This is a genomic window from Streptomyces sp. McG3 (assembly GCF_018619185.1).
Lineage (GTDB): Bacteria > Actinomycetota > Actinomycetes > Streptomycetales > Streptomycetaceae > Streptomyces.
The window spans coordinates 1-4,132 of record NZ_JAAXYC010000475.1 but is presented as its reverse complement, the minus strand read 5'-3'; the positions used below and the strand labels follow the sequence as shown (position 1 = coordinate 4,132).

The 4,132-nt window shown below is 69.3% G+C and carries 2 protein-coding genes; both read right to left on the bottom strand.

Going from position 1 to position 4,132, the window contains the following annotated elements; all coding sequences use genetic code 11:
- Positions 1–386: 386 nt before the first annotated feature.
- The gene (locus tag HET64_RS37170; RefSeq protein WP_215111646.1) at positions 387–2,972 is read right to left on the bottom strand and encodes an ABC transporter permease; all 2,586 of its coding nucleotides are present in this window, start codon (positions 2,970–2,972) and stop codon (positions 387–389) included.
- Positions 2,969–3,757 (bottom strand): ABC transporter ATP-binding protein, encoded by a 789-nt coding sequence (locus HET64_RS37165; RefSeq protein WP_215111645.1) that lies wholly within the window; start codon positions 3,755–3,757, stop codon positions 2,969–2,971. The genes HET64_RS37170 and HET64_RS37165 overlap by 4 nt, the downstream gene beginning before the upstream one ends.
- Positions 3,758–4,132 lie beyond the last annotated feature (375 nt).

Here is a 4,132-nt window from a genome sequence, read left to right as displayed (position 1 = left end):
GGGCGAGGGCGGCGAGGGCGATTCCGGTGACGAGGGCGGCGGCTCTGGCCGGGCGGCGCTGCTTCTGGGCAAGCGGTGACCTGGACACGTTTTCCCCTTCGACGGTGGCGTCGGAGCCGGGGTTCGTCCCGGCTCGAACGACCATGCCAGCGCAGAACGCACCGCAAGAGGGGCCGCGGTGTCAGCTTGCTGCACGGGGGTCAGCCGCTCTGTGCAGCAAGCTGACACGGTCCGCCGTGACCGGCGGGCCCGGGCGGGGAACGGGGGGCGGGGAACGGCGCGCGGGGAAAGGATTCGGCCCCGGGACGTTTGGAGGAACGTCCCGGGGCCTGCGGGTCATCCTACGGTGACGCCCGGAGGGTCACCGTAGTCGGGAGGGCGCCGGCTCATCCGTCCGTCGCGATGGCGTTCAGGACGTTCATCCGGCCCGCCCGGAAGGCAGGGACGAGGGCGGCGAACAGTCCGACGAGGGCGGAGCATGCGAAGACCGTGAGGATCGTCGGCCACGGGATCTCCAGGACCTCCAGCCCCTCCAGCGCCAGCAGCTTCTGGGCCGCGGTGCCCCAGCCCATCCCGAGTCCGAGTCCGAGCAGCGCCCCGAAGAGGGCGATGACCACGGACTCCAGCCGGATCATGCGGCGCAACTGGCGGCGGGAGAGCCCGATGGCGCGCATCAGGCCGATCTCGCGGGTCCGTTCGACCACGGACAGGGCGAGGGTGTTCACCACACCGAGCACCGCGACGATGATCGCCAGGGCGAGCAGGCCGTACACGATGTTCAGCAACTGGCCGATCTGGTCCTTCAGGTCTTCCTTGAAGTCGGCCTGGTTCTGCACCTTGTAGACCGGGTACTCGGCCATCGCGCTCTTCAGGGCCGCGTACGCCTCCTTCTCCTTGCCCTCCTCCGCCTTGCCGAACATGGCCACGTTCTGCGGCATCCGGTCGGCCGGGACGTAGGACGCCGCCGTCGTGAGGTTGGTGTACATCGCGCCGCGGTCGATGTTGGTGTCGTCGGAGGTGATGGCGGCGACCTTCAGTTTCGCCGTCTCCCCCGCCTTGAAGGCGACGGTGAGGGTGTCGCCGACCTTGACCCCGTGCTTCTCGGCGTAGTCCTCGCCGACGGACATGGCGTTCTTGCCGTACGCCTTCGAGAGGTCGCCGGAGAGGGCGGTGCGCCGGACGTCCTGCTGGTAGGTCGGGTCGGCGGCGGTGACCCCCTCGTCCTCCGTCTTCCCGTCGGGTGCGGTGATCTTCGCCTTGACGAAGGTGTAGTTCGTCATGTGCTCCAGGCCCGGCACGGCGTTCAGGGCCTCGGCGGCCTGGGGCACGATCGGCCGCCCGGCGCCGCTGTCCTGGACGATGAAGTCCGCTCCGACCGACTTGTCGAGCTCCTCGGTGGCCGAGGCCACCATGGAGGACCCGACGACGGACAGGCAGGCCACCAGGGCGAGCCCGATCATCAGGGCGGCTCCGGTCGCTCCCGTACGCCGGGGGTTGCGCAGGGCGTTGCGCTCGGCCAGCCGGCCGACGGGACCGAAGAGCCGCAGGACGACGACGCTCAGGGCACGCACCACCACACCGGCCAGGAGCGGGCCGATCACGATGAAGCCGATCAGGGTCAGCAGCACGCCGAGGGCGAGGAACATCGAGCCTTCGGTGGCCTTGTCCGCCTGGGTCGTCGCCCACAGGGCAGCACCGCCGGCCGCCGTCAGGAACAGGCCGATACCGGCCCTGATCCAGCTGGATTTGCCGTCGGCGGGGGTCCCGGCGTCACGCAGCGCGGCCATCGGCGAGACCTTGCCGGCCCGGCGGGCCGGTATGTACGCGGCGAGGACGGTGACGACGACGCCGAGCACGAGGCCGATCGCGGGGGTCGTCCAGGCGACGGTGAGGTCGCCGGTGGACAGCTCCATGCCCACGGCGCCCATCGCCTTCATCAGCCCGACGGCAAGACCGACGCCGGCCGCGACGCCGAGCACGGAGCCGACGATGCCGAGGAGGACCGCCTCCACCAGCACGGAGCGGTTGACCTGCTTGCGGCTGGAGCCGATGGCCCGCATCAGACCGATCTCACGGGTCCGCTGGGCGACCAGCATCGAGAAGGTGTTGACGATGAGGAAGATGCCGACGAGGAAGGCGATTCCGGCGAAGCCGAGCATCGCGTACTTCATGACGTCCAGGAAGGAGCCCATGGAGTCCTTGTTGGCGTCCGTGGCCTCCTGCTGGGTCTGGAGCTTGTACGCGGCCGAGCCGTCGAGGACGGTGGCGACGTTCTTCTTCAGCTGGGTGTCGCTGACGCCGTTCTCCGCGCTCACCAGGATCTGGGTGAAGACGTCGGGGGCGCCGAGCAACTGCTTCTGGGCGGTGGCGGTGTCGAGGTAGACGACGGCCGCGCCCGGGTTGGTGACGGTGAAGGACGCGATGCCGCTGATCTTCGCCGTGATGTCACCGGTGGCGGCGATGGTGCGCAGCTCGTCACCGATCTTGAGCTCGTGCTTCTTCGCGGTGTCGGCGTCGACCATCACCTCGGTGGGGCCGCGGGGTGCGTGTCCGGAGGTGATCTCCATCGAACGCAGGTCGTTCTCGGTCCAGTTGCCCGCGATGGTCGGGGCTCCGGTCTCGGAGCCCATGTTCTTGTTCTCGCTGTTGACGACGGTGACCGCCATGGAGAAGACGGCGCCCTCCGCCTTCTTCACGCCGTCGGCCTTCGCGACCTCCTGGACGGCGGAGGCGGGCAGCGAGGCGGGCTTGCCGTTGTCGGGCTGCTCGTCGTTCCCGCCGGCCGTCTTCGGGCTGACGGTGACGTCGGGCGAGGTCACCGCGAAGAGCTTGTCGAAGGTGGTGTTCATCGTGTCGGTGAAGACGAGCGTGCCGCAGACGAACGCCACGGACAGCAGCACCGCCACGGCGGAGAGGGCCATCCGGCCCTTGTGCGCGAGGAAGTTGCGCACCGAGGTCTTCCAGACAGTCATGACGTCCGCCCGCGTGCGTCGAAGTGCTTCATGCGGTCGAGGACCTGGTCCGCGGTCGGGTTGTACATCTCGTCGACGATGGAACCGTCGGCGAGATACAGCACCCGGTCCGCGTAGGAGGCGGCGACGGGGTCGTGGGTGACCATGACGATGGTCTGGCCCAGCTCGTCGACCGACTTGCGGAGGAAGGACAGGACTTCGGCCCCGGCGCGGGAGTCCAGGTTTCCGGTGGGCTCGTCACCGAAGATGATCTCCGGCCGGGCGGCGAGCGCCCTGGCGACGGCGACACGCTGCTGCTGACCGCCCGAGAGCTGGGTGGGGCGGTGCTTGAGGCGGTCGGAGAGCCCGACCGTCTCCACGACCTGCTGGAGCCAGGCGGCGTCGGGCTTGCGGCCCGCGATGTCCATCGGCAGCGTGATGTTCTCGATCGCGTTGAGCGTCGGGAGCAGGTTGAACGCCTGGAAGATGAACCCGATCCGGTCGCGCCGGAGCTGGGTGAGCTTCTTGTCCTTGAGCTTGGTGATCTCGGTCTCGTCGAGGAAGATCTCGCCCGACGTCACCGTGTCGAGCCCGGCCAGGCAGTGCATCAGGGTCGACTTGCCGGAGCCGGACGGGCCCATGATCGCCGTGAACTGCCCGCGGGCGATGTCCACGTCGACATGGTCGAGCGCGACGACCCGGGTCTCCCCGGTGCCGTACGCCTTCACGACCTGCCGCGCTCGCGCCGCGACGGCCGTACGCCCTCCAGTGCCCCCGTGCCTGGGAATGGTCACAGCCGTTGTCACGGTATTTCTCCTATGTCGGTCGATGACTGGACGTCATTGGGTACGGTCCGAGTCTGGTTTCTGGACGGTGTCCGGCGCGATGGTGCCCAGCGCAGTCTTCAGGTGGGGTTTTCCCCACCTGCCCCCCTGCGGCGGGCCGTAGGGGGGGTGTCCCGCACCCCTCCCTGCGACGTAAGAACAGGTTAAGGAAACGCCCCTTGCCGCCACGTCCTCCGCCGGGAGGAACAGGCCCTGGCCACGAGGAGGGGGCGCCCCCTAGGGGACTCGCCCCCCAGGTGGAGGCGAGGTCAGGGGCACCGTTCGCCCCTCGCGGGGCCGTGGGCGGGGCGGCCGTCAACCGGAGCCGATGAGTCCGCCGGTGCCCCCTTGTCCACC

Coding starts and splice junctions, on each gene's coding strand:
- HET64_RS37170 (WP_215111646.1), bottom strand. CDS start 2,972: ATGACTGTCTGGAAGACCTCGGTGCGCAACTTCCTCGCGCACAAGGGC.